The sequence below is a fragment of the Cyanobium sp. ATX 6A2 genome (assembly GCF_024346355.1).
Lineage (GTDB): Bacteria > Cyanobacteriota > Cyanobacteriia > PCC-6307 > Cyanobiaceae > NIES-981.
Genome location: NZ_JAGQCU010000013.1, coordinates 1 through 23,636 on the forward strand (window position 1 = coordinate 1; position 23,636 = coordinate 23,636).

Sequence of the window (23,636 nt, forward strand, 5' to 3'; positions counted from 1 at the left end):
CAGGAACATTTGGAAGCTTGAAATGGCCGATTCATTGGCCGCTGTATAGCCAAGCGTCTGGGCAGACAACGCGCCGCTCGTTCGCAGTATTTGGATCCAGCCGGCGGATCCCTTTTTCAGGAGTCCCTAATTGGCCCGTGGCTATTCTTGTGGGATCAATCTTGGCTTCTACAGTCGCAGCAGTTGATTCAATAGTTACTGCAAGAACCTTTGATCGCCTACAACCTGCTTACGCACGAAAAGCAATAACCTCTGCGTCAGATCTTCGAAGCAGAATCGAAAGTTTGTCGTCTGAACAAGAAATGATCAGAGAGAGAAATAACATAACCAGAGAAGCCAAGGAGATAGCCAGTGGGCTATCTCAAGATAGACCAGTCCCTCGAGAAGATATCCTAAGGATGCCAGCCTCAGGATTCATGAAGATTGCTCTTGATGTCAAGTTCCAGAAAGGATGGAGCCTGTTAAACCCGACTCGAGCCAACTTGGCCGTATTGCAGACGTTTATAACGCTTCTCGTTGCATCAATAACATTCATTGTTCTTGTAATGTTGACGCTTGTGGCCCAGGAGAAATCTATAGTTGAATTATCCCCAGCAGTTGAGGCCTTGAAGTGGTCGATAATCTTCTTTGCCATATATCCAATTTGCTATAGGTACTTTCGGGCTGAGATGTTATCTATCAGTGAAACGACATCTACCATCGGCGGAGACATTCTCTCGACGTTGCTTATTGGCGTCTCGGCCTACTTTGTTCTGGCTATAGATCCCTCAATTCAAGGGCCTATAAGTTTCTTGCACCGCGCATTTCCGTTTCTGGTTGTAATTGGGCCAAGTATTTATTCGAGTCTTGCAGGCCCGTTATCGCTTAGATCTATCATTGGAACAGACTCTAATTTCGGCTCCCGAATCGCATTGGCAATAATAATCTTTTTAGTGGGCATACTGGTTGTTGCCTCGACATGGCCATATCCTAAGGGCCAAAAGACGTGGCAGCGGCAAAATAATGCATCTCCAAGGCCGTAGCCTAACATCAAGATTCAGAAGACGGGAGATTTAGGTAACTGCCAATTCTAAGGTTTTGTCCCGCTTCTGATCTTAGCGTTAGGCCTCATGATCTACAGCGCCGTTCCATCGCACTAGGTACCGTCATGCCCTACGAGAGTCATCCGATAGCGACACACGGTCTCTTTCAGAGCGGGCAGTCGTTTGAGACATTAGTCCAGCATTGGGCTAAGGCGCGCATTGATGGCCCGATGCAAGTCATCGCGAGGTTTGATGAAGCCGCGAAGCAACTCATTGCCACGGGAGGCCTGCTGCAGGGCCTTTTCTTTGCAGTCGTGGCCATTGGAAAATGGAAGAACGATTTCCCATTTCCTCTGTGGATTGTTGGAGCCTTTTTTCTTCCGTTGCTGGCGATGGTGTTTTGCGCGGCGAAAGTAATCTGCACCGTTCCTCTCAAGATGGAGGCGATTGACACGTACCTGTTGATGCAGCGCGCTAGCAACCCATCGGGAGTAAGCGGCGAAGATCTAACGGACGCGATGCGTCGATGGTGTCGCACGGTCGACCGAATCGCAATGGTGAAACACCGGTGGCTGTTCGCGGCGAATTTGCTTTTTATGGTCAGCTCTCTCCTTACCTTGGCCATGCTGCTGTGCTTGGGGTTCATGTAGCTAGCAGCTCGCCGTTTGCATGTGGCCTAACCCCTCCATCGAGCGGTGGACCAAAGGTCGCTTTGCGCCCCTTGGTCCACCGCTCATGTCGAACGTTAGGCCGCTCGACCACATACGCCACCGCGATCCATCACATGGACACACCAATAATGATCGGCATGTTCGGCCTTGGGCCCACTGAGCTACTGCTCGTCGGGCTCATGATCGCTCTCAGCGCGTTCTGGATTTGGATGCTCGTTGACTGCGCTAAGCGCATCAGCCGCGGCGACACCAAGCAAGTCGGATGGATAATCGCCATCGCGCTGACTCACTGGGTGGGCGCGCTCGCTTACTTCTTCTTTGGTCGGAGTTCATCGCCCCCGACTCATACGTAACGCACGCAAGGCCTAACCACACGCTGGATCAGACGGCGGATAGAATCCAGCGGTAACACAGAGCCGATGGTCCGCCGCTGATCAGCTTTGCCGTTAGGCCTATCAGGTGGATGTCGCGTCTCAGCTGGAGAACTCAGCTATTATGGGACTCATGAGCACCCTCGAAGAGATTGAGGCTGCAGTTCAGCAGCTGCCGCCGGCCAAGCGGGCCGAGTTCCGGGCTTGGTTCCAGTCGTTCGACGCAACGGACTGGGACCAGCAGATGGAGGATGACATAACTGCAGGCAACTTGGAATGGCTAGCCAACGAGGCAATCAGCGACAGCAAGGCTGGTCGATGTTCTGAATTATGAGGCATCGGGCCAGCCCACGCTTCTGGGCTTGCTATAACTCACTTCCTTCAGAGGTGAAACTCCAGGCTGATCGCTGCTTCGAATTGCTCAAAGCCGAGCCACGCCATCCTTCGCTCCATTTCAAGAAGATCGGCAAGTTTTGGTCGGCCAGAGTTGGACTTCGATTCAGAGCTTTAGCTGTTGAAGCAAGCAGCAATGACTTGATCTGGGTCTGGATTGGTAGTCATGCTGAGTATGATCAATTGCTTCGTTTTAAGGCCTAACATCAAGATGCATCGGTCGGGGAGCCAAGCATGCCTGTTCAATGCAACGAGCTATCGCCCGCCGCTGATCTTGAGCGTTAGAAGGATCAGGGGGAAGCCGGCAGCCACACCGTCTTGACGTCAGAACGTCAAAGCGCTAAGGTCGTGGGATGGATGAAACAAAACGGGCCACGGTCTACTTCGACGCGGATGTACATCGTGCACTGCGCTTAAGAGCTGCTGCATGTAACCGCTCAATATCAGACATGGTCAATGAAGCAGTTCGCATGACATTGGCCGACGATGCTGATGATTTGAGAGACGCTGATGAGAGGCAAGATGAGCCAAGCTCTAGCTTCGAAGAGTTCGTCACAAGCCTAAGAAATAGTGGCCGACTATAGCCTCACGATCAAGTCATCAGCCACTAAAGAGCTACAAGCGATTTCAGACAAGGCGACGCTGACACGATTGATTGAGAAGATCAAACTGCTGGCCACTCAACCGCGCCCATCAAGATCTGAAAAACTCGCGGGAAGACCCAATCTTTATCGTGTCCGCCAAGGCAACTATCGGGTCATTTACTCCATCGATGACGAGACGCGCGTTGTCGACGTTATTAAGGTTGGCCACAGAAGAGATGTCTATCGATGAGTGGACCTTCTAACATCAAGATACAGAAGGCGGGAGTACAGGACGTTGTTGATGCCCGATTCCCTGCCCGCTTCTGATCTTGAGCGTTCGAAGGATCGGTAAGACCGAGCAGAAATGTCTCGTGGAGGAGGCCGCTGCTGTTGGCACAAGCACACCCTGCAGCCAATTCCGAGCACAGCACGCCAACGATGTTCGTAATACCGCTTGGCAACTGGTAGGATGACGGGGTAGCGGCGGGGTGCTTGCCATGGCGGTGATCTCACTCAAGTTGACCGAAGCCCTGGATGCGCAGCTCACAGAGCAGGCACATCGTCGTCGGCTGAGCAAGTCTGAGCTGGTTCGACGAGCATTGACGGCGTTTCTCCAGTCCTCAGAGCAGGGTGTGGATGGCTCAGCACGACAATCAGCAGCTGATCTGGTGGCCGATTTGGTGGGATGTTGTGAAGATGGACCAGTAGATCTTTCATTCAACCCTGCATACATGTCTGACTTCGGTAAACACTGAATATGGCGGTACTGCTGGATACAGGCCCTTGGGTTGCCCTGTTGAGTCGCAACGATACCCATCATCGATGGGCTCTTGAACAGTTTCAGTCTTTTCAGCCTCCGTTGCTGAGCTGTGAGGCTGTCGTTGCGGAGACTTGTTTCCTGCTGAAGCGCTCCGGTTTTGATCCTTCCCTGGCGTTGCAGTTGATTGAGCGAGGGGTCGTTCAATTGCCTTTCGTGCTCCAGGAGCAGATCGGCTCTGTGAGTTCACTCTTCAAGAGGTATGAGAATGTTCCTGCATCTCTAGCTGATGTTGCTTTGATTCGGCTTGCGGAGATGAACGATTCACCATTGCTTCTCACTACCGATAGCGACTTCCATATCTACCGCCGCCATGGAAGGCAAACGATTCCTTTGGTCAGCCCGTAGTTGCCATGGATCCTCCAGTAGATGCGAAGGTCTCCTGACGTTGCCTATGGAGAAGCGACACTTCGAACACATCCCTCAAGTGAACAGGCCACCACCAGCTCTTTGCTGCGCCACCGCAGGTTTCATGCCTGCCACTCAGAGGCAGCGTTAGGAGTTGAACCACGGCAGTTTCAGGCCAAGGGCTTCGATTGGATCCATCACGAGCTTGTTGAGAGCACGGCCTAGAACCACTTGTGGCTCGTCTGCCCGAATGGGCAGAATGGGATGCGAGTGATCCGCACCGTTGACAATCTTGCGCCTGATCAGGGAGTTCCCTGCCTCCAGCCCGCACACATAGGCCCGTTCCTGACACAGTGCCTTGGCTCCATGTTCTTTGTCGCCCATCCGCACCCAGTCACCAGCACAGACGATCGACTCCACTGAGGTTTCCAAGGGTGGCCGTTTTCTGAAACTGCACGGAGAAAAGAGCGACACCGAGCCTGGATAGCGCCGCACCTCGGAATCAACCACCCTGGCATTGGTGAATTCCGGATGAGCGATGGGAAGCAGGTCATGCGTGAGCCGATCAATGATCTCTTGATCGCTCATCGCTGCGATGGCCGATGCGTTGTAAAAGTCGCTGGCGACCACCGAGCCCTGGGGCCGCTCATCACCCCAGAGAGCCTGTTGCGCATCTTGGTGCAGCTGATCCAGCATGAAAAAAGTGCCCCCAGCGCCCTTCAGTGATTCGAAGCGGGAGAACACGTTGGCCGGGTAAGCGATTGGAACATAACGATCCAGCCATAGACGTGCTGACACCACATCGATGGCACCAAGCGAAGCAGCGCAAACAAGCTCTGGTGCTGCCTTGCTGAGTTCTGGAGATTGAGCCATCAGAGCCTTGAGCCCTTTGACACCAACGGCCAGGACCACAGCATCCACATCGTCAATCACCTGAACTGTTTGGGTGGCCACGTTCTTAAGCTCAACCGAGCTGACGCGCTGCGAGTCAGATGACATCGTCACCCGTTTCACCAACGTTCCCCCAAGGACCTGCAGATGATGACGGGAAATCAGCCTTCGGCTCAGAGGTGCAAACAGATGTTCCGCGATGCTTTTCGACTTGATCCAACGGACATCAAATGAGTCTTGGTGGGCCAGGGCGTAGTAATAGAGGAGCTCCATGGTGACCGCAGCCGAAAGCTCTTCGGGCGGCTTGAACAAGCCAACAAGCAAGGTGGGGCGCAAGAACTCATTGATGAGTCGCTCGCTGATGCCGAGCTTGACAAAGAGTGATTGCGCGTCGAGATCGTCGTACTGCTGGAATATCTTGTCGCTGCGATAGAGGTCAAGAATCGCATAGAGAAGCCCTGCGATGCTGAGCCGGTCTTGAATGGGTAGTCGTGTGAAGTTGGTGATTGTTGCCACCATCTGGCCAAGGGGGCTTGGCCATTGGGGTGATTCTCCAAAGACGGGCGCTGTTGCTTCTAGCCCATCGGGCGACCAGAAGGCACTGGATGTGAAGTCAGTGAAGATATCGCCAACGCCGAGTTCATCGGTGAGCGCGTTGATATTGGGATAGTCTTTCCAAAAACCTCTGGTGCCTGCCTCGAAAGGTTTGCCGCTTTTGGTTGTGATTGGTGTTCTGCCTGTTGGATCGGGCATCCCATCAATCAAAGTGACACGAATACCGGCTTCACAGAGTGACTTGGCTGCGCCCCAACCTGCCCATCCGGCTCCGATGACGACTGCATGGGATCGTCTTCCGCCGGGCATGGTCGCGTCTGGCATGGCTGCTACGAACGTCGGCTCATCTCCCGCAAGTCCTGGTATGTCCCTGATCGCGGGGGCTTGGTTTGGCTTGAATTCACAGCGCTGACAGGCCGCGAGCAGGTTGGAAGCATCCCTACGTTAAAGCCAGGCTGATGGAGCGAGCTTCTTCTGAAGTTCTGCTGATGGTTACAGCAAGGATCCTTCCTCTGCTTGGCCCTGATCGTGCTGCCACTCCTTGACCCGGCCATACACCTGACCCGCCGCCCAGGATTCACAACCCTGCATCCAGCAGCTCCCGCAGCTGCGGCGCCAGCAGGGCAAAGGCCTGGCCCCGGTGGCCGATGCGGCCCTTGAGAGCCTTGTCCATCTCGGCGTAGGTGAGCCCTGCCTCGGGCACGAAGAACACCGGGTCGTAGCCGAAGCCGCCTGTGCCGCGTTGCTCCTCAAGGATTTCGCCCGGGCAGATGCCCTCCACCTCGAGGCGGATGGTGCCGCTGGGATCGGCCACCGCCAGGGCGGCGGTGAACCGGGCCGAGCGGTCGCCGGCGCCGTCCAGCTCCCGCAGCAGCCGGGCGATGCGCTCGGGGTCGCTGGGGCCATAGCGGGCTGAATGCACGCCGGGGGTGCCGCCCAGGGCGGTCACGCTCAGGCCGGAGTCGTCGGCCAGGGCCCAGCAGCCGCTGGCGCGGGCCACGGCCGACGCCTTGAGCCGGGCGTTCTCGGCGAAGGTGTCGCCCGTTTCCTCCACCTCCAGGCCCTCTGGCTGGGGGCGGATCTGCAACTGCAACCCGGCCAGCATGTGGCCGAATTCGCGCACCTTGCCGGCATTGCCGCTGGCGATCACCAACAAGGAACTCATGGCGATCAGTCCTCCAGGGCGTAGCGGCGTGCCCAGGCCAGCACCTCGGCCACGCGCTCGGCACTGGGCGCCTCGCAGTAGAGCCGCAGCAGCGGCTCGGTGCCGGAGAAGCGCAGCATCAGCCAGTGGCTGGGGCCCAGGCGCAGCTTCACGCCGTCGGTGCGGATCACCTCCAGCACCGGCTCCCCGGCCACCTGCTCCGGGGGCGCCTGCGCCAGCTGCTCCTCCAGGCGCCGGCGGGCAGCCATGTCCGCCAGCCGCAGGTCGAGTCGGTCGTAGCTGGCGGCGCCGCCATGGGCCCGCTGCAGGGCATCGAGGCGCTCGCCCAGGGGCACGCCGCCCTCCACCAGGGCCTCGATCAGCAGCAGGGCGGCGAAGGGGGCATCGCGCTCGGGCAGGTGCATGCCGAAGCCCACGCCTCCCGACTCCTCCCCACCCACCAGCACCTCCCCGGCGAGCATCTCGGCGGCGATGTACTTGAAGCCCACGGCCTTCTCCACGACCGGGCGGCCCAGGTCCTCGGCCACCCGCCGCATCAGGTCGGAGCCGCTCACGGTCTTGATCACCGTGCCCGGCAGCCCCCGGGCCCGGGCCAGATGGTCGATGAACAGGGGCATCAGCAGCTGGGTGCTGCAGAAGCGGCCGCGCTCGTCGATGGCGGCGATGCGGTCACCGTCGCCATCGAACACAATTCCCATCGCCGGCCGGCCGGCAGCGGTGCTCGCCTGCACGGCGCTGATCAGCTCGCCCAGGTAGGGGGCCAGGGGCTCGGGTGGGTTTCCACCAAACAACGGATCGCGGTTCGCCCGAATCTCCTGGATGGCGCCGCTGGCGATCGCCTCCGGGCCCAGCAGGGCCGGCAGCACGCCCGCCGCCGAGCCGTGCATCGGATCCACAATCACCGTCAGCCCCAGCTGCTGCAGCCCCGCCGCCAGCGGGGCGGGGTCGAGCCGGCTGCGCAGGCCGTTCACGTAGCTGCCGAGGGCGTCGAAGCGCTGGAGCTCGCCGGGGCTCGGCACGCTGATGCCACCAGCCGCCAGGCGCGTCTCCACCCGTTGGGTGAAGTCGCCTTCCACCGATCCGCCGAACGGTCCCTTGATCTTCAGGCCCAGCCATTCGGGCGGGTTGTGGCTGGCGGTGATCACCAGGGCGCCGAGGGCACCGCGCTCCACCACCGCCCAGCTGGCCGCCGGCGTGGGGGTGGCGGAGGTGGCCAGCAGTGGCGTCAGGTTCACCCCGCGCACGGCACTGCAGATCGCCTCGGCCAGCTCCGGGGCCAGGAAGCGGCGGTCGTAGCCGATCACCACCTCGCGGCTCGCCAGCCCCTCGGGCGCGGCGTAGGCCAGCTCGGCGGCGGCGGCAGCCGCCACCGGCAGCAGCCGCTCCACGGTGATGTCCACACCGAGGATGCCCCGCCAGCCGTCGGTGCCGAAGGCGATGGCACTGGGCGCCAGGGGGAGGGGGGCTGAGGCCATGGGCGCCGGCGGTGGAACACTACGGCCGCCAGCTTGCCCGAGTTCCGCCGCGCCTGGCCAAGGACGCTGCCCCCGGCCAGGACCCAGGCCGTGGCTGCCTAGCGTGCTGCCATGTCTGAGCAGGTGATCACCGACCGGCTGCTGCGCAGCTGGTTGCGTTGCAAGCGCCGCGCCTGGCTCGATCGCCATGGCGAGCCGGCTCAGCGCCTCTGGAGCGCCCACCGCGCCCTGGCCCTCAGCGACCAGCTGGCCAGCTTCCAGAGCCTGTTGCCCCAGAAGCCCGGCCGCGGGGAGGCGGCCTGTGCCGCTGCGGCCCCTGGGGTGGTGGGGCTGCGGCTGCACGGCCAGGGCCCCGGCGGGCTGGCCGTGCAGGCCCACCCGGCCCTGCTGGAGCGGGTGGCGGGGCCGAGTGTGTGGGGGGATCACGCCTACCGGCCCGTGCTGGGCCGCCAGGGCCGCCACCTCACCCGTGAACACCGCCTGCTGCTCACCCTCTGGGGCCGCCTGCTGGCCGAGCGCCAGCAGGCGCCGGTGCCCCAGGCCCTGGTGCTGGCCGGCGGGGGCCGGGGCCTGGAGCGTCAGCGGCTGCCGCTGGGCAGCGGCCTGCAGCGCCAGCTCGATGAGGCCCTGGAGCGGCTGGCCGGGGATCTGCGCCGGCCGGAGCCGCCGCCCCTGGTGGCCGACCGCAAGAAGTGTGTGCTCTGCGGCTGGCGCGGGCTCTGCGATCAGGAGGCCAGCCGCCTCGGCCACCTCAGCGAGGTGAGCGGCATCGGCGGTCGGCGCCGCGACCTGCTGCTCGAGCAGGGCATCAGCAATCTGAGCGACCTGGCCGCCAGCGATCCCGCGGTCCTGGCCGAGGCGTTGGCGGTGCACGGTGAGCAGCACCGCGAGGTGGCCGCCGAGCTGGTGGCCCAGGCGCGGGTGCAGGCGGCGGCCCGGCCCGAGCGCCGCGCAGCACGCCCGGTGCCGGCTCTGCCGGAGCTGGCCAGGGCCCCGGGGGTGCTGCTCTACGACATCGAATCGGATCCCGACGCCCGCGACGATTTCCTGCACGGGTTCGTGGTGGTACCGCGGCTGCCGTCGGCGGACCCGCTCGAGGCCTGGCCGCGCCGCGCCGACCCCAGCTGGCGCTACCAGCCCCTGCTGGCTCTCCAGGAGCATGGCGAAGCGCGGCTGTGGTTGCGGTTGCGCCGCTTTCTGGCCCGCTATCCGGGCTGGCCGCTGCTCCACTACGGCGAAACCGAGGCGATCGCTCTGCTGCGCCTGGCCCGTCGCCAGGGCGCTGAGGATGGCGAGATCGAAGCCCTCAGGGCGCGCCTGCTCGATGTCCATGCCCGGCTGCGGCGCTCCTGGCGTCTGCCCGTGAGCAGCTACGGGCTCAAGGCGGTGGCCAGCTGGCTGGGGTTCCGCTGGAGCCAGGCCGGGGTGGATGGGGCCCGCTGCCTGCTCTGGTGGCGGCAGTGGCGCCGCGATGGCGGCACCGCCCGGTTGCGGCGCATCTTCACCTACAACCGCGATGACAACCTGGCCACCTGGGCGGTGGTGTGCTGGCTCCTGGATCAGGAGGCCTGAGATCCCGTCCCCACCGGCGGCCTCACGAAGCCATCCGGAACCGAGATCTCCAGGCGGGGGGCGGCGCCACCGGGCCCGGCCTGCAGCTGGATGTGATCCAGGGCGCGGCGGCGCACCAGCGCCAGGCCGATCCAGTCGCCGCCGGCCAGCGCCATGGCGGAGCTGATCACGCCCAGCCGGGCATTGTCGGCTGCTGGTGCGGGGTCGTGCAGCGCCTGGCCAGGGGCCGGAGGGGGGGTGCCGGCTGCCGCTGCCGCCGCCGGCCAGTGCCAGCGCCGCAGCTGCTGCTTCACCCCGTCGTAGGTGGCGAGCTTGGCGAGGGTTTCCTGGCCCACATAACAGCCCTTGCTGAGACTGACCCGATCGGCCAGGCCGAGTTCGAAGGGATTGTGGTCGTCGTTGATCTCGCCGGGCGCCGCCGGCAGACCGCTCTGGATGCGCCAACGTTCCTGCTCCGCCGCACCCAGGGGCTCCCGCGCGGCCCAGGCCGGCGGCAGGGCTGCCTCCTGGCGCAGCACCAGGCCCAGCCCCAGGGCGCCGCTGCCCAGCTGCCAGCCGCCGCCATTCTCCAGCTCCTGCCATTCGCCCGACTCGCCGGCGTTGGGGGGCTCCTGCCGGCCCGGCACCGGCGTGAGCAGCCAGCCGGCCCGGGGCGGCTGCAGTCGCACCCGGTCGGCGGGGAACAGCACCCGATCGAGGGCCTGATGCACCTGCTCGCCGTCACCGGCGCTCACCGCCAGCCAGGCCCCGTCGCCATCCACCAGCACCTCCGCCAGGGCCCGCAGGCGGGCGGTGGGGCTGATGCAGCAGGTGGACATCCACTGGCCCGGCCGGGCGCCCTCGATGGCGGCGCTGGTCTGGCCGTGCAGCACCCGCAGGCTGTCACTGCCCTCCAGGCGGATCAGGCTCGCCGGCTGGCGCATCAGGGCGGGGCGCTCCGGCCGCCAGTTCCAGAGGCGGCTCATCGCGCGCTCTCCGCCATGGCGGCGCGGCAGGCCGCCACCTCCTCCAGCTGGAACAGGCTGCGCAGCTCCAGCCCCGCCGCCGTCATCGCCTCCAGGCCGCCCTCCTGACGGTCCACGATCGCCACCACCCGGTTCACCTGGTAGCCGGCGTCGCGCAGCTGGTGCACCGCCTGCAGCGACGAGCCGCCGGTGGTCACCACGTCCTCCAGCACCGTGATCGTGCTGCCCGCGGCGGGCAGCGGGCCCTCCAGCCAGGCGCCGGTGCCGTGGCCCTTGGCCTGCTTGCGCACGATCAGGGCCTCGAGCGCGCGGCCGTCGAGCGCGGATCGCATGGCCACCGCGCTCACCAGCGGATCGGCCCCCAGGGTGAGGCCGGCCACGGCGGCGGCTTGGGCCTCCACCAGCTCGAGCAGCAGCGCGCCCAGCAGGGCCAGCCCCTCGCCGCTGAGGCTCACCGGTTTGCAGTTCACGTAGTGGGGGCTTGTGCGTCCGGAGGCCAGGGTGAAGCTGCCGTGGCGGTAGGCGCGGGCGGCGAGCCGCTCCAGCAGCAGGCGGCGCATCGCCGCCGCTTCGCTCGGCAGGGTGAGCCGGGGCTTTGACTCCAGAGACGACACTGGTGGAACGGCGCTGAATTGCCTAGTTTGGATGCGGAGACACCATCTCTGGCAGATGCCTCAGGGCTGCTCTCCCCCCATCCGCTGTTCCGCGGTTTTCCCAGCCCCGCTCCACCAGTTTCCTGAGGTCCCGGCCATGTCCCCCCGTTCCCGCCTGACCTGCTCCCCCACCCTGCTGCTCGGCGCTGCCCTGCCAGCTCTCGCCCTGCCAGCGTGCGCCCTGGTGGTGGGCCCCCTTGCCGCACCTGCCCTGGCCGGTCCCGTGGTCTGCACCACCACCCTGGAGGCCCCTGCCCCGGCCGCTGCCGGCTCTTCCCCTGCAGCCCCGGTGGAAGTCACCCGCTGCGGCACCGTGCAGACCGTGCCCGAGCTGATGGAGGCGCGCTTCTTCAGCTACACCGCTCCCTTCGCCCGCGGTGTCAGCCTCACCAACCAGATCACCGATCTGTTCGGCATCGCCATGGGTGGCCGCGAGGGCAACCGGGTGATGGGCCTTGGCTTCACCGACCAGACCATCATCTGGGACGGCAGCGCCGTGGAGAACACCACCCGGTTCCTGCTCGACCAGCAGCACGATCCGATGCCCCTGCGCACCGGCGATATCTCGAGTGGGTTTTCGGGCAGCCTCAGCGGCGGCGCCGAACCGCTAACGGTGGAGCGCGGCTCGCAGGAGGCGCCGCAGTCGTTTTCCATGCAGGGGAGCGGCGACACCTGGTCGGTGCCCGTGCGCGGCCTCTGGTGAGCCTGACCTTCGGGCGTGCCCGGGGGTCTAGCAATCTGGTGAATGCAGCGGACTCATAATCCGCCCAAGGCGAGTTCGATCCTCGCGACCCCCATGCCTGTGGCCGGCCCCGATGCCGTGATGCTGTTTCTGGCCCTGGCGGCACTGGTGGCCCTGCGGGCCTTCTTCTCGGCCGGAGAGGCCGCACTGATCCAGCTGCGGCCCAGCCGGGTGAATCAGCTGGTGGAGGCCGGTGAGCCCGGCGCAGCCGCTATCGCCAAGCTCCAGCGCCGCCTGCGTCGCGCCCTGGTGGCCACCCAGCTGGGCTCGGTGCTGGCCTTGGTGGCCTTCGGCTGGGCCGGCCGCGGCCTCGCCGAACGGCTGGCGCCAATGCTGACCAGGGGCACCTACAGCCTGCCCCAGGCCTGGCTGGATCTGGCGGTGTTCCTGGTGATGGTGCTGGTGGCCACCCTGTTCGGCGGCCTGGCGCCCAAGGCCTGGGTGCTGCACAGCCCCGAGCGCTCAGCTCTGCGGCTGGCGCCGCTGCTGGCGGCCCTCAGCCGCAGCCTGGCCCCTCTGCTGGGCCTGGTGGAACGGCTCGGCGCCCTGCTTCTGCGGCTCCTGGGTCTGCCGCGCAACTGGGATCAGCTGGTGCCGGTGATGTCGGCGGAGGAGCTCGAAACCCTGATCGAAACCGGTGGTGTCACCGGTCTGATGCCCGATGAGCGCAACATCCTCGAGGGCGTGTTCTCCCTGCGCGACACCCGGGTGCGGGAAGTGATGGTGCCCCGCTCCGGCATGGTCACCCTGCCGCTGGAGGTGAGCTTCGCCGAGCTGATGCGGGTCGTGCACGACACCGCCCACGCCCGCTTCCCGGTGATCGGCCGCTCCCTCGACGATGTGCGCGGCGTGCTCGACCTGCGCCACCTGGCCGATCCCATCGCCCGCGGTCTGCTTCAGCCCGATTCCCCCCTGGCCCCCTTCATCCGGCCGGTGGCCCAGGTTCAGGAGAGTGCCTCACTGGCGGAGCTGCTGCCGCTGATCCGCAGCGGCCAGCCCCTGCTGGTGGTGGTGGATGAACACGGCGGCACCGAGGGCCTGGTCACCGTGGCCGACCTCACCAGCGAGATCGTGGGTGAGGAGGACAATCCCCTTGAACCCCACAACTTTCTCACCACCCTGGGGGAGGGCTGCTGGTCGGTGGCCGGCGAACTGGAGATCTTCGAGCTCAATCGCCAGTTGCCTTTGCCCCTGCCCGAGGCCGACGACCACCACACCCTGGCGGGCTTCCTGTTGGAACGCCTGCAGCACATCCCCGCCGCCGGCGAAAGCCTGCGCTGGGGGGGGTATCAGTTTCAGATCCTGGCCATGGACGGTCCGCGCATCGAGAGGGTGCAGATCGCGCGCCCTCCCGAACCGGCCGCCGCAGACCCGCTGGATCCGGCCGCCGCTCCCGATCGCTGAGCCGGGAGCCTGACGATCGTTGATAATCAGCCCGTCTGCATACCGTTGCCATGAACCCGGTCCGTGTGGGGGTCATCGGCATCGGCAACATGGGCTGGCACCACGCTCGTGTGCTCAGCCTGATCAAGGACGCCCAGCTGGTGGGGGTGGCGGATCCAGACCGGGGGCGGGGTCGGCTGGCCACCCAGCAATTCGGCTGTGCCTGGTATCCCAGCCATCAGCAGCTCCTGGAGCAGGTGGATGCGGTGTGCATCGCCGTGCCCACCCTGCTGCATCACCCGGTGGGGCTGGCCTGTCTGCAGGCGGGCAAGCACGTGCTGATCGAGAAGCCGATCGCGGCCAGCCAGGAGGAGGCCGCGGAGCTGATCGCCGCCGCTGAGGCGGCCGGGGTGCAGTTGCAGGTGGGCCACATCGAACGCTTCAACCCCGCCTTCCGGGAGCTGGTGAAGGTGGTGGCCAGCGAGGAGGTGGTGGTGCTGGAGGCCCGGCGGCACAGCCCCAATCCCGAGCGCGCCAACGACGTGTCGGTGGTGCTCGACCTGATGATTCACGACATCGACCTGGTGCTGGAGCTGGCCGGTGCCCCGGTGTTGCGGCTGGCGGCGGCGGGGGGGCGCAGCGGCGAGGGTCCGATCGACTACGTGAACGCCACCCTGGCTTTCGCCAATGGCGTGGTGGCCAGCCTCACGGCCAGCAAGATGGCCCACCGCAAGATCCGCAGCCTCAGCGCCCACTGCCGCGCCAGCCTGGTGGAAACCGACTTCCTCAACCGCACCCTGCACATCCACCGGCGCTCCCATCAGTCGGTGAGTGCCGACCACGGCGAGCTGGTGTACCGCTCCGATGGTCTGGTGGAGGAGGTGAGCACCACCTCGATCGAGCCCCTCTACGCCGAGCTCACCCACTTCCTGGCCTGCGTTCGCGGCGATGAGTCGCCGGCGGTGGATGGCCTGCAGGCCTCGCGTGCCCTGCTGCTGGCCGACCTGATCGAGCAGTGCGTGGATCAGCCCAGTCTCTCCCTGAACCTCGAAGAGCCGATCTGATCCCGCCGATCCGATTCAGGCGTCCTGGCTGAGCTCCCGCAGCGCCTCCAGTTGCCAGCGCCGGCAATCGGCCGGGGAGGCCCGGTAGAAGCGGTCCCAGGCGGCGGCCTTGTGCAGGCTGTAGTCGCCGGCCGGCACCTGGGGGTGACTGCCCTGCCAACCCACCCGCACGGCGTGGCCGATCACCACATCGAGGGCCAGGTCGTCCTCGAAGCGCACCTGGGGGTTGGCCTCCACGAAGGCGATCAGTGTGATCAGGGTTTCCGTGCACAGCTGGCGGTACTCCGACGCCTCGATCTTGCTGAGCAGATGCTCCACCAGGGAGGCGAAGTTGCGCTCACCCGGGGTCTTCTCGCTCAGCAGCGGTTCGCTGGCCAGGCGATTGCGCTTCTCCAGCTTGTCGCCGATGACGATGCCGCGGCAGTGATGCAGCAACTCCCACACGCCGGCGTAGAAGTCGCGCGGCACCCGCCCCAGGGCGCCGAGGCGCATGCGGTGCTGCAGCCAGCACTCGCCACCGGGGAGGTCTTCGAGCGGCACCGGTGCCGTCCAGCGCACCCGCCCGCTCACGTGCAGCTGCTCCTTGCGCTGCAGGGCGGTGCGGGCATGGTCGGCATCCAGCAACACCGCCCGCAGGCGGCGGCGGATCGCGTGGGGGGGCTGGCGGCAGAGGCACTCGAAGGCCTCGATCGGGCTGAGGTCGCCTTCCAGGGCCAGTTCACCGGTGAGCAGCAGCAGCAGCTGCCCGAGCTGAAGGGTGAGGCTGCCGCTCAGCAGGCTGGGCTCGTGGCGCGCCAGGCCATCGAGGGCCAGCAGCAGTTCCTGCTGCAGCATCCACTCACGCCCGTCCTCGCCGCTGAAGCGGCGGATCATGGCCGCGATCGCGCCACTGGAGCGGGGGCTGGTGATCCGTGAGTCCACGGTGTAGTTGCGTCCCACCACCACCTGTTTCTGCCGGGCCAGCAGGTCGGTGAGGGCATCCTCCAGCTGGGGATGCACCAGCTGCAGCTGGGCGGCCATGCGCCGCACCCCATCCCAGTCGGCTGCTGCCAGGGCCCGGTGGTACACCTCCTCCAACAGGCCCCGCAGTGCCACCGACTGGCCGTCCGGGCCCAGCAGCCGCGCATCGCCGCCGAGGCGGCGGCCCAGCTGTTCGAGCACCTCGGCCTGCTCCTCGAGGGAGGTGCTGGTCCAGAGCCGTTCGGCCAGGTCGGCGACGCTGAGATCGCCGCGCTCGAGCTCCAGTTCCTCGGCGGCCGTGAGCGGCGCCTGGGGGCTGCTGGCCTGCAGTGGGGTGTGGGGGGATGGGGCCCTGGTGCCGGCACCGGCCTCGGCGGGCAGGTCCACCCAGCTCGCCCGGTCGGAGAGCTCCTCCAGGGTGCCGAGCTGCACCGGCACGTCGTCCACCACCCCGGCACGCAGCTGCTGGGCCAGGGCCAGCAGGGGCTCGGGGCCGGCCCGGAAGGCTCCCTCGGTGATCGGGATCAGCAGCAGCGGCTCGCCGGGACCGCGCCAGTGGCGGCGCAGCAGGTTCAGCTCCGCCACCACGCTGTCCACCAGTTGCTCCGGGTCGTCGGCCAGGTAGAAGCTGCCCTCCTCCAGCACCGCCGGCAGAAAGGCCAGCCGCTCCGCCCCACCCGCCCCATCCGGCCGGCGGTAGAGACGGGCGGTGGCCAGGGTGCGCATGTTGCTTGGGGGGTGGCCGCTCAGCCCCAGGCCGGGGTTGGCCCCCACCTGGGCCAGGCGCTGGGCCAGGGCCGCGGAGGGCCCGATGCAGAAGCCCTGGGAGGCGCCGTCCTGGAGGCTGCAGGGCAGCTCCTGCTCGCGCAAGCGGGCGGCGATGGCGGGTGTGGCCGGCACCAGGGCCACCAGCACCCGCTCGGCACCGAGGCTGGCGGGCAGGCGCCGGCCACTGGGATCGAGGTCGGCCGGGCTGATCAGACCCGCCAGCAGCAGATCTCCCAGCCAGGTGAGGCTCTGGGTCCAGAGCAGCGGCACGTTGGCATTGGCCACCCGCGGCTGGCTGCCGGGCTGGCGGCGCTCAGCCGCCACGGCTTCCTCCGGCACCAGGTAGAGCTCGGGCAGCAGGGCCACGCCATCCACCACCAGGCTCACGCTGGCCAGCCGCTGGCGCCACTGGCGGGCCTCCTTCCAGCGTTCTTCGCAGCAGGCCGTGATCAGCTCGTAAGCCCAGAACAGCGGCCACTCGCACTCGATGTGCTCGAACTGGGCCAGCTCCTCGCGCTCGTAGTGAAGGCGCGTGTGGTCCTCCACCACGGTCTGGTGTCCGTCGCGGCGGAAGCGCTTGTAGCCGTAACCGCCGCTGAGATCGTTGCGGATGCGGCTGCGGGTGCGTTCGGCCAGCTGGGGATCCTCCACGGCCCAGGCCGGGTAGCCGATCACCGACAGGCAGGCCGCATCCACCTCCTTGCTGGCCGATTCCCTGGGCAGCAGCCCCTGCAGGGCACGGCGCAGCCGCACGATGGCGTCATGGGGGATCACCAGGCAGCAGCTGCCGTCTCCATGGGGGCCGTAGAGGTCGAGGCCCTCGAGGGCCTCCAGGGCCGCCTTCACCAGGCCGATCGAACTGGCGTTGCGTTCCGGCAGGCCGTGGTTGCCCTTGTCGCCCCGCTCCCAGATGCCGTAGTCGGCCACCCGGTGGGCCTCGGCCACGTAATACACCAGGTTCTGGATGAAATCGCGCTCATGGCTGGAGCGCACCACCACCAGCCCGGCGCGGGTGAGCTGGGCCAGTTGCAGCAGGAACAGCCCGGTGGCGTCGAGCTGCAGGTGCCCCCAGCCGTCGTCGGGCACCACCGGGTTTCCGGTGGCGGTGTCGAACTTGGCGTGGATCGCATCCAGCCGGTTGCGGCTGTGCTTGAAGCGCTCCACCTTCCCCGCCTGGCGCAGCATCGCGTTCAGCAGTCCTCGCATCAGCTGCAGCACCCGCTGCTCCAGCTCGAAGCTGCGCCGGTTGGGGCCCCGCAGGCGGCGGTGGGCCAGGGCCAGCCCCCACACACACTGAATGGAATAGACGCCGTCGCGCACCCAGGCGTCGCCGTAGTTGCCGTGCACCGTGTGGGCCGTGCTGGCCGGCAGCAGGCCGGTGATCGGATGCTGGCGCGCCAGCAGCACCTGCTCGATCTGGCGATCCAGCTCGTCGAGCAGCGCCTCGGCCTGGGCGGGATCGGCCAGGGCCGTCAGGGGCGGTGCGCTGGCCATGTCGAGAAACGCTGGGGTGGTTTGGAGGCGGCGGCGGGATGAGGAGATGGGATGCAGTGGCGGGATGCAGTGACGGCGCGGGCACCCCATAGATTCTCCCCCGCGGCGCCAGGCTCCATGGCAGTAACGGCCACTGATGCGGAATCGCCACGGCGCAGCCAGGTGCTGGGGGTGCCGGTGGATGTCTGCCCCGACGTGTTCGCGGCGGCCCTGGCCCTGCGCGATCGGGGCGGGGGGCAGATCGTCACCCTCAACGCCGAGATGACGATGGCGGCCCGTGCCGACCCGGAGCTGGGCCGAGCCATCGCCGCCGCCGGCCTGGTGATCCCCGACGGCGCCGGCGTGGTGTGGGCTCTGGGCCGCCGGGGGCTGCGGCTGCGGCGCAGTCCGGGCATCGAGCTGGCGCGTTGCCTGCTCGAGCATGGCGCCGCCCAGCGCTGGCGGGTGGCCCTGGTGGGCGCTTCGCCGGCGGTGATGGAGCGGCTCCAGAGCCGACTGCGCGACGAGCTTCCCGCCCTGGAGCCGGTGTTCAGTGCCCACGGCTATCAGTCGGCTGAAACCTGGCCAGCCCTGGAGGCCCGGTTGCTGGCGTCCCGGCCCGACCTGGTGCTGGTGGCCCTGGGGGTGCCGCGTCAGGAAACCTGGATCGCCGCGCTGCCCGGACGCCAGGGTGGCCTGTGGATGGGGGTGGGCGGTAGCTTCGACGTCTGGGCTGGGGTCAAAAAAAGGGCCCCCGGTTGGATGGGGGCCCTGCACATTGAGTGGCTGTACCGGTTGGTGCAGGAACCCAGGCGCTGGCGACGGATGCTGGCGCTGCCCGCCTTTGCCTGGGCGGTGCTGAAGAGCGGCTGAGGTCTTCGGGGATTGTGGCACTCCCCTCTGCCGTTCGGCTGGGGGGTGGCGCTGGTTCAGCGGAAGCCCACGGAGGCCTGCCACACGAACGCCAGCAACAGGAAGAACAGGGGGATGATCGGCAGGATGTCCACCAGTGGGGCGAAGGCCTGATAAGCCTCAGGCAGCTGAGCCAGGGTCTGCAGGGCGTAGGCGGCCATCCCGGTACTGATTCGACAGGCGTGGATCGGACGCTACCACGTGTGTGCGGCCCCAGACTCCAGCTCCCAGGGAGCGAAATCCTCTGCAAAACAACCCTCCCGGATCGCCTGGGCCATGGCCCGGGTGAAGCGCATCAACTGGGTGATGTTGTGCAGGCTGAGCAGGATCTTGCCCAGCATTTCCTGGGAGCGGATCAGATGGTGCAGGTAGGCGCGGCTGTGGTGCCGGCAGGCCGCACAGGGGCAGCTGGCATCGAGCGGTTGGTGGTCGTGGCGGAAGCGGGCGTTGCGCAGGTTCCAGCGCTCCCCGCCCACCAGGGCGGTGCCGTGGCGCCCCAGGCGGGTGGGCAGCACGCAGTCGAACAGGTCGAAGCCCTGGGACACCGCCAGGGCCATCTCCGGCAGGCTGCCCACCCCCATCAGGTAGTGGGGCTTCTCCTCCGGCAGCAGCGGCCCCAGCTGGCGCAGGATCCGGTGCATCTCCGCCGCAGGCTCGCCCACACTCACGCCGCCCACGGCGATGCCGGGCAGGTTCATCGACGTCACCACCCGGGCCGATTCCGCCCGCAGTTCGGGGAAGCAGCCCCCCTGCACGATGCCGAACAGAGCTTGGTCCGGCCTGGTGTGGCTGGCGATGCAGCGCTCCAGCCAGCCATGGGTGCGCCGGCAGGCGGCCGCCACCTCGGCCTCGCTGGCCGGGTAGGGCGGGCACTGGTCGAAGGCCATCGCCACATCGGCCCCCAGGTCCATCTGAATCGCCATCGCCCGCTCCGGTGTGAGCGCGATGCGACGCCCGTCGCGGGGGGAGCGAAAGGTGACCCCCTGGTCGTTGATGCGGTTGATGTCCCCCAGACTGAACACCTGGTAGCCCCCCGAGTCGGTGAGCAGCGGCCCCTCCCAGCCCATGAACCGATGCAGTCCGCCGGCCTCGGCCACGATCCCCTCACCGGGCTGCAGATGCAGGTGGTAGGTGTTGGCCAGAACCATGCGGGCGCCGGTGGCCTCCAGCTGGGTCGCCGTGATCCCCTTCACCGTGGCCAGGGTGCCCACCGGCATGAAGCAGGGCGTGTCCACAGCTCCGTGGGGGGTGTGGAAACGCCCGCAGCGGGCGCGGTTGCCGCTGCTGCGGGCGGTGATCGCGAAGCTGAAGGGCCTGCCGCTCGCGGAGTCGCCGGGTGATCTGCCACCGCCGGGAGAAACGCTGATGGGGCCGCACCGGAGCTGCGATGACGCTACGCGTCAACCCTTCCGCGCACCGGGCTGGCTGCGCGATCTGGCCGGCGCCTGGGTGTTCTATTCGGTGCTGCCGGCCTGGCCCGGCATCGCCCCCCGCTTTCAGCGCATTGCCCGCTTCGCGCCGCTGATCGGCGTGGTGCTCGGTGGCCTGCAGGCACTGCTGTGGCTGCACAGTGAGGTGTGGCTGCCGGCCGGAGGCCGGGTGGCGCTGGTGATCGCCCTTGCCCTGGTGCTCAGCGGCGGGCTGCATCACGACGGCGCTCTCGACACCGCCGATGGCCTGGCCGCCGGCCCCCGCGCCCTCGAGGCCATGCAGGACAGCCGGGTGGGGGCCGCGGCGGTGCAGGCGGCGCTGCTGCTGGTGCTGCTGCGGGCCGCCGGCCTGTTCTGCCTGGCACCGCTGGCGGCATCGCTCGGCGCCATCGCCCTGGTATGGGCCGGCTTCTGGGGACGGGTCGCCCCCCTGCTGGCCATGCACCGCTACCCCTACCTGCGCCAGGGGCCTTCCGCCGGCGGTACGGCCGCCTTCCATCGCCGCCACTGGGCCGGCCTGGGTCCTGAGCTGCTGCCGGCCCTGCTGGTGGGCGTGCCCCTGCTGGCCGCCAGTGCGGGTTTCAGTGCCGCCGCGGGCCATCCCCTGCCTGCGTCGGGTCTGTTCGTGCTCGCTGGGGCGGGCCTGCCGCCGGCGCTGCTGCTGCCCTGGTGGCTGGGGCGCCGCCTGGGGGGGCACAGCGGTGACAGCTATGGCGCCTGCGTGGAGTGGAGCGAAACCCTTGCGCTGCTGCTCAGCGGTCTGCTGTGGAGCGGGCTGTCTCTGCCGGCGGCAGGCTGAGCCGGAAGGCATTGCCGCACTCCGGCAGGGATCCGTCCACCTGCCGGGGGCAGGCCTCCAGGCACAGATCACCCCCCAGCCGGCGGGCCAGCTGCCGCCCCAGTGCCAGCCCCAGCCCGGTGCCCGGCAGATCGGCCCCGCTGCTGCCCCGCTCCCCCGGCTCGAAGATCCGTTCCCGCTCGCAGGCGGCGATCGGCTCGCCGCTATCCCACACGGTGAGCGCCCAGCCCCCCTCCGGGCAAGGGGCCACGTGCAGCCCCACCGCCGCGCCGGGCTGGCTGTAGCGGAAGGCGTTCTCCAGCAGGTTGGCAAGGATCTCCGCCACACTCTCCGCATCCCCCTGCCAGTCGAGCAGCTGCGCTGGCGGGAGCCAGGCGCGCGACTGCAGCGCCGCAGTGGCGGCGGCCCGCTGGAGCAAGGGCTGCACCAGCGCCGCGAGGTTCTGCTGCCGTCCGCCGCCGAGGCTGGGCGGCAGCAGCAGGGGCATGACCATGTCGGCGGCGCTGAAGGCCGCTTCGCCGCTCTCCAGTTGGTCGATCGCGTCCACATAGCGGCTCAGCTGCCGTTCTTCCTGCAGCAGACCCTCCACCAGGCCGCGGTTGCGGCTGTCCCCCTCGAGCCGACGCAGCAACAGCTGGCCGAAGGTGCGCAGGGCGGCCAGGGGATTGCGCAGCTGATGCAGCAGCACCTGCAGCTGCTCCTGCTGGTGCTGCAGCTGGTGCTGCAGGCGCGTGTGCTCCAGATCGAGGCAGAGACCCTCGGTGAGGCAGAGAGCCACGGCCTGCAGCCGCTGGCGCAGGGGTTCGGGCCAGGGCAGGTGGCTGGTTTCCACCTGCAGGGCCCCCAGCAGCACGCCCTGATGGCGCAGGGGCAGCCAGCGCCGCCGTTCCTCCGGCGCCCGCAGCGGGCTGTCCGCCGCCAGCGGCGGCAGCACCCGGCCGGCGCTGGGCCACTGCCCCACGGGAATCAGGCTGGGGGTCTCGGCAGGGCCCGGTTCGGTGACGTACACCACCAGGGAGGCCACGTCGCCGCGGTCGGCGAACTGGGCCAGCTGGAAGTTCAGCAGGCTCAGAAACCGCTTGGAGACTGCCATCGGCTTCGCTGGGGCGGACCTGTGGGGAACTGCAGAAGAAAATCTGCAGCCTGCGCGGAAATTCCGGGAAAAAGTCTTAAGATCAGCGTATCGACCACTACCGCACGGTTTGCGCGCGGGCTCATGTGGTTACCGATGCCGCCGGCCCAGTTGCGCTCCGTCGCAGCCAAGGCTACAGCAGAGGAATGAGCAGGCTCTGGGTTTCCAGGGCCTGCTCCGTTCAGCTGTTGCAGGGGGGTCCCGAATGGGCAACCCCCCGATTGTGTCGGTGCTCCTGAGCTCACGGCCGCAATCGCCAGGTTGGACGTCATGCCCCGGGGGCTCTTTGAGCCGCCGGTGCGTTCTGCGGGCCAGCCCTGCTCGTGTTCCCCTCCCCCTGTTCCTCGACCCTCCCGCCGTCGGGAGTTAACTGATGTCCAAGAAGCGCAAGCGGATCAGCCGCCGCCGTCTGGCCGGTCAGCGGGTGCTGGCCCACATCCCCACGTTCAATCTCGAAACCGGCTCCCACAAGCCCGTCACCGCCGCCCGTCGCTACATCGCCGAGCAGGTCCTGGTGCCGCCGGCCCTGCTTCACGTGCGCCGCAACGAGCACACCACCGATCGCTTCTTCTGGGGGGAAAAGGGACTGTTCAGCGCTCAGTACGCCGAAGAGAACCACTTCCTGTTCCCCTCCCTGCGCGAGATCGTCGACCGCATCGGGGAAGAGGTGCTGTTTGAGGGGATCGAAGCCCTGGCGGCCGATGACTGGGAGGAGATGGAGGAATACGAATACGCCTTCGTGTGAGTGGCCGGCCGGGGCGGCCCTCGGTCTCACCGGCCGGGCCCGCCCCAGCAGGCCTCCAGAAAGGCGCGCAGTTCCGGAAACAGGGCCGCATCGATGGTGTGGCCCCCGGCAAAGCCGATCAGGTTCACCTCGCGTCCGCTGTCCTGCAGCCTCTGGCGGAGCTCCTCGCTGGCGGCATAGGGCACCACCGGATCCTGTGTGCCATGGGTGAGCAGCACCGCCGCCCCACCAGCCCCACCACCCACCGCACCGCTCGACGCCGGCTGCCAGTTTGGGTGGGGGTAACCGCTGCAGCCGATCACCCCGGCCAACGGCAGGTCGAAGGCGCTCGTGGCCACATCCAGAGCCAGGGCGGCACCTTGGGAGAAGCCGAGCAGCACGGTGCTGCTCAGCGGCAGCTCGTCATCGAGGGCCAGCAGGCGCCGGCGCAGGTCGTCGCGGGCCGCCGGCAGCTGCGGCCAGCCCGGCTTCTGCAGGTCATACCACTGGCGCCCCTGGCCGGCCGGATGGGCCAGGGGTGCCCGCAGGGCCACCACGCTCAGCTGCGGTCCCACCAGCAGATTGCCGAGTTCGAACAGATCGTCGGCATCGGCGCCCCAGCCGTGCAGCAGCACCAACCGGCGCTTGGCGCCGGCGCTCCCCCCCGTGATCCGATCGCCGAGCGGACACCCCTCCAGGGGCTCCGCGCCGCCACGCTCTTCAACCATGGCAACGTCGTGTGGTTGCGGTGTTGCTGCTGCGTAGGT

The 23,636-nt window shown here is 67.0% G+C and carries 24 protein-coding genes and 1 tRNA gene; 15 read left to right on the plus strand and 10 right to left on the minus strand.

Annotation, left to right across the window (positions count from 1 at the left end; all coding sequences use genetic code 11):
* From KBY96_RS11545 to KBY96_RS11570, 7 genes are all read left to right on the plus strand, one after another.
* Positions 1-1,022 (plus strand): hypothetical protein (locus tag KBY96_RS11545; protein WP_254979553.1); only part of this gene is annotated, 1,022 nt, incomplete at its 5' end.
* A gap of 125 nt (positions 1,023-1,147) precedes the next feature.
* Entirely contained in the window at positions 1,148-1,672 is a 525-nt protein-coding gene (locus tag KBY96_RS11550) for a hypothetical protein (protein WP_254979554.1), read from the plus strand.
* 200 nt (positions 1,673-1,872) lie between these two features.
* A complete protein-coding gene (locus KBY96_RS16555; RefSeq protein WP_396122319.1) occupies positions 1,873-2,046 on the plus strand; it encodes a PLD nuclease N-terminal domain-containing protein in 174 nt (57 codons plus the stop codon).
* Positions 2,047-2,197: 151 nt separating this feature from the next.
* A complete protein-coding gene (locus tag KBY96_RS11555; protein WP_254979555.1) occupies positions 2,198-2,398 on the plus strand; it encodes a hypothetical protein in 201 nt (66 codons plus the stop codon).
* Between the two features lie 629 nt (positions 2,399-3,027).
* A complete protein-coding gene (locus KBY96_RS11560) occupies positions 3,028-3,291 on the plus strand; it encodes a type II toxin-antitoxin system RelE/ParE family toxin (protein WP_254979557.1) in 264 nt (87 codons plus the stop codon).
* Between the two features lie 247 nt (positions 3,292-3,538).
* Positions 3,539-3,796, plus strand: coding sequence for a ribbon-helix-helix protein, CopG family (locus tag KBY96_RS11565; protein WP_254979558.1), 258 nt, complete (start codon positions 3,539-3,541; stop codon positions 3,794-3,796).
* 2 nt (positions 3,797-3,798) lie between these two features.
* On the plus strand, positions 3,799-4,206 hold the full coding sequence (locus KBY96_RS11570; RefSeq protein ID WP_254979560.1) for a type II toxin-antitoxin system VapC family toxin: 408 nt from the start codon (positions 3,799-3,801) through the stop codon (positions 4,204-4,206).
* A gap of 147 nt (positions 4,207-4,353) precedes the next feature.
* Here KBY96_RS11570 and KBY96_RS11575 read toward each other — a convergent pair whose 3' ends face one another.
* From KBY96_RS11575 to KBY96_RS11585, 3 genes are all read right to left on the minus strand, one after another.
* Positions 4,354-5,976, minus strand: coding sequence for an FAD-dependent oxidoreductase (locus KBY96_RS11575; RefSeq protein WP_254979561.1), 1,623 nt, complete (start codon positions 5,974-5,976; stop codon positions 4,354-4,356).
* A 253-nt stretch (positions 5,977-6,229) separates the two neighbouring features.
* Complete coding sequence (gene rdgB / locus KBY96_RS11580; RefSeq protein ID WP_254979562.1) at positions 6,230-6,817, minus strand: RdgB/HAM1 family non-canonical purine NTP pyrophosphatase; 588 nt, start codon at positions 6,815-6,817, stop codon at positions 6,230-6,232.
* Between the two features lie 5 nt (positions 6,818-6,822).
* Positions 6,823-8,292: a phosphoglucomutase/phosphomannomutase family protein gene (locus KBY96_RS11585; RefSeq protein WP_254979564.1), complete on the minus strand. Its 1,470-nt coding sequence runs from the start codon at positions 8,290-8,292 to the stop codon at positions 6,823-6,825.
* A 111-nt stretch (positions 8,293-8,403) separates the two neighbouring features.
* Between KBY96_RS11585 and KBY96_RS11590 the strand changes: the two genes are divergently transcribed.
* Complete coding sequence (locus tag KBY96_RS11590) at positions 8,404-9,864, plus strand: TM0106 family RecB-like putative nuclease (protein ID WP_254979565.1); 1,461 nt, start codon at positions 8,404-8,406, stop codon at positions 9,862-9,864.
* Here KBY96_RS11590 and KBY96_RS11595 read toward each other — a convergent pair.
* Positions 9,852-10,829, minus strand: a complete 978-nt coding sequence (locus KBY96_RS11595) for a folate-binding protein YgfZ (protein ID WP_254979566.1) — start codon at positions 10,827-10,829, stop codon at positions 9,852-9,854. The two genes, KBY96_RS11590 and KBY96_RS11595, sit on opposite strands and share 13 nt — an antisense overlap.
* Positions 10,826-11,389 carry an orotate phosphoribosyltransferase gene (gene pyrE / locus KBY96_RS11600; protein ID WP_254979635.1) on the minus strand — a complete coding sequence of 188 codons (564 nt, stop codon included), beginning with the start codon at positions 11,387-11,389 and terminating at the stop codon, positions 10,826-10,828. The genes KBY96_RS11595 and pyrE overlap by 4 nt, the downstream gene beginning before the upstream one ends.
* A 190-nt stretch (positions 11,390-11,579) precedes the next feature.
* Here pyrE and KBY96_RS11605 point away from each other — a divergent pair, with 190 nt between their 5' ends.
* The 4 genes from KBY96_RS11605 to KBY96_RS11620 all read left to right on the plus strand — a co-directional run bounded on the left by KBY96_RS11605 (position 11,580) and on the right by KBY96_RS11620 (position 14,671).
* Entirely contained in the window at positions 11,580-12,185 is a 606-nt protein-coding gene (locus KBY96_RS11605; protein WP_254979567.1) for an Occludin/ELL family protein, read from the plus strand.
* A 21-nt stretch (positions 12,186-12,206) separates the two neighbouring features.
* Positions 12,207-12,279: transfer RNA gene (locus KBY96_RS11610), tRNA-Ile, on the plus strand.
* 26 nt (positions 12,280-12,305) lie between these two features.
* A complete protein-coding gene (locus KBY96_RS11615) occupies positions 12,306-13,628 on the plus strand; it encodes a hemolysin family protein (RefSeq protein ID WP_254979636.1) in 1,323 nt (440 codons plus the stop codon).
* Between the two features lie 50 nt (positions 13,629-13,678).
* Positions 13,679-14,671 carry a Gfo/Idh/MocA family protein gene (locus KBY96_RS11620; protein WP_254979568.1) on the plus strand — a complete coding sequence of 331 codons (993 nt, stop codon included), beginning with the start codon at positions 13,679-13,681 and terminating at the stop codon, positions 14,669-14,671.
* 15 nt (positions 14,672-14,686) lie between these two features.
* Here the strand turns inward: KBY96_RS11620 and KBY96_RS11625 are convergent, their stop codons facing one another.
* Positions 14,687-17,893: a glycoside hydrolase family 15 protein gene (locus tag KBY96_RS11625; RefSeq protein ID WP_254979569.1), complete on the minus strand. Its 3,207-nt coding sequence runs from the start codon at positions 17,891-17,893 to the stop codon at positions 14,687-14,689.
* Positions 17,894-18,010: 117 nt separating this feature from the next.
* Here KBY96_RS11625 and KBY96_RS11630 point away from each other — a divergent pair, with 117 nt between their 5' ends.
* Positions 18,011-18,745 carry a WecB/TagA/CpsF family glycosyltransferase gene (locus tag KBY96_RS11630; protein ID WP_254979570.1) on the plus strand — a complete coding sequence of 245 codons (735 nt, stop codon included), beginning with the start codon at positions 18,011-18,013 and terminating at the stop codon, positions 18,743-18,745.
* A 56-nt stretch (positions 18,746-18,801) separates the two neighbouring features.
* Here the strand turns inward: KBY96_RS11630 and KBY96_RS11635 are convergent, their stop codons facing one another.
* Together KBY96_RS11635 and tgt are read right to left on the minus strand one after the other, a co-directional pair.
* Positions 18,802-18,945 carry a photosystem II reaction center protein K gene (locus KBY96_RS11635; RefSeq protein ID WP_010312123.1) on the minus strand — a complete coding sequence of 48 codons (144 nt, stop codon included), beginning with the start codon at positions 18,943-18,945 and terminating at the stop codon, positions 18,802-18,804.
* 33 nt (positions 18,946-18,978) lie between these two features.
* Entirely contained in the window at positions 18,979-20,151 is a 1,173-nt protein-coding gene (gene tgt, locus KBY96_RS11640; RefSeq protein ID WP_396122320.1) for a tRNA guanosine(34) transglycosylase Tgt, read from the minus strand.
* Between tgt and KBY96_RS11645 the strand changes: the two genes are divergently transcribed.
* Positions 20,150-21,013 carry an adenosylcobinamide-GDP ribazoletransferase gene (locus KBY96_RS11645; protein WP_254979640.1) on the plus strand — a complete coding sequence of 288 codons (864 nt, stop codon included), beginning with the start codon at positions 20,150-20,152 and terminating at the stop codon, positions 21,011-21,013. The genes tgt and KBY96_RS11645 overlap by 2 nt on opposite strands.
* Here KBY96_RS11645 and KBY96_RS11650 read toward each other — a convergent pair.
* Complete coding sequence (locus tag KBY96_RS11650) at positions 20,967-22,106, minus strand: sensor histidine kinase KdpD (protein WP_254979571.1); 1,140 nt, start codon at positions 22,104-22,106, stop codon at positions 20,967-20,969. The genes KBY96_RS11645 and KBY96_RS11650 overlap by 47 nt on opposite strands.
* A gap of 412 nt (positions 22,107-22,518) precedes the next feature.
* Here KBY96_RS11650 and KBY96_RS11655 point away from each other — a divergent pair, with 412 nt between their 5' ends.
* Positions 22,519-22,890 carry a DUF3155 domain-containing protein gene (locus tag KBY96_RS11655; protein ID WP_254979572.1) on the plus strand — a complete coding sequence of 124 codons (372 nt, stop codon included), beginning with the start codon at positions 22,519-22,521 and terminating at the stop codon, positions 22,888-22,890.
* Positions 22,891-22,916: 26 nt separating this feature from the next.
* Here the strand turns inward: KBY96_RS11655 and KBY96_RS11660 are convergent, their stop codons facing one another.
* The gene (locus KBY96_RS11660; RefSeq protein WP_254979573.1) at positions 22,917-23,597 is read right to left on the minus strand and encodes an alpha/beta hydrolase; all 681 of its coding nucleotides are present in this window, start codon (positions 23,595-23,597) and stop codon (positions 22,917-22,919) included.
* Positions 23,598-23,636 lie beyond the last annotated feature (39 nt).